The organism is Luteolibacter pohnpeiensis (assembly GCF_016595435.1).
GTDB classification, from domain to species: domain Bacteria; phylum Verrucomicrobiota; class Verrucomicrobiia; order Verrucomicrobiales; family Akkermansiaceae; genus Luteolibacter; species Luteolibacter pohnpeiensis.
Genome location: NZ_JAENIJ010000124.1, coordinates 1 through 1,182, shown reverse-complemented (window position 1 = coordinate 1,182; position 1,182 = coordinate 1). Strand labels below are relative to the sequence as shown.

Annotated in this window: 1 protein-coding gene; it reads right to left on the bottom strand. The window is 59.6% G+C overall.

All coding sequences use genetic code 11. From position 1 onward, the window contains the following. A partial coding sequence (locus JIN85_RS20510) for a hypothetical protein (RefSeq protein WP_200274361.1) occupies positions 1–1,182 on the bottom strand: 1,182 nt, incomplete at both ends.

Below are 1,182 nucleotides of genomic sequence, written 5' to 3'. Positions count from 1 at the left end.
CCACCACGGAAGGCATCGCGGATGCGTTGCAGCGCTTGCTGCTGGACCGCCGTCATCTCCTTGGTGCCGTTCTCGACTGCCTCAATCAGCTGACGTGCAGCTTCCACCATTTCCTTCTGACCTTCGTCCGTCACCCGGGATTTGGCTTCACTGAACTGGGCAAGGGCTTCGCGGATTTGCTGTTCTCCGATCTGCCGGGTCAGCTCTGCGTTTTTTGCCGCGGAATCCGCTGATTCGCGTGCGGCTTCGGCTTCCTTGCGGGCCTGATCGATCTCATCGCCCGAGGACATGCCGCGCTCTTCGAGCAGCTTCACCTTGCCTTCCTTGTGGCTTGCGTCCTCGTCCTTGAGGTTCGCCTGGGCCTGGGCAAGGTTGGCCTTTTGCTCGATTGCTTCAATGCGTCGGCGTAACTCGCTGATGGCATCGACTGAGGCAACCGCGCCACGGTTTGCACCATTGTCGAGAGCGGCTATCGAGGCGGCATGCTGCTCCGCTGCCTCCGCGTTGCGGCGAGCTGTTAGAAGTTCGTTCTGCCGACGCAGTTCGTCATTGGCCGACTTGATCGCCTTTTCCTCGCGGCCGTAAAATTCCTCCAGCCTTTGATTGGCAAGTGTGGTCCGCCGCTCTTCCAGAGCACGGGTGTAGGCGAGCAGCGATTCCTTGGCCAACTTCTCCTTCTCCCCTGCTTTCTGCAGATCCTGAGTCATGTTTTCGAAGGCATGGTTGAGCGGACCTGTTAGAAGTCCGACCAGTCCGCCAACTGCCGCGCCAAATGGACCGCCGACCGCAAAGCCCTGTGCCGCTGTCGATACCGCGTTACCTACGCTATCGAGGCCAGAGGAAATATTCCCGAGGGTCTTCGATATTTTTGGATCCGCCTCCTGCAGTGAAGTGGAGGCCGATTTTACCACGTCGGCGATCCGCGAAATCCCGTTGCCGATCTCCCCCGCAAGCTGCGCCCTTTGCAAACTCACCAACCGATCGAGCTTGTCGCCGGATTCCTCCGAAGCCTCGCCCATTTCATCGAGAGCCTTCTCAAGTTCGCTGAGCTTCTGCTCGGTATCGTCCGCCGCCGCTTCGGTCCGGTGCAGCGATTCCTCGAGCTGGGTATTGGCGGCGACGCGTTCGGTGACTTTTGAGGTATCGATTCGTATCGTGCCTTCGCCGGAAGCTTCGGCACCG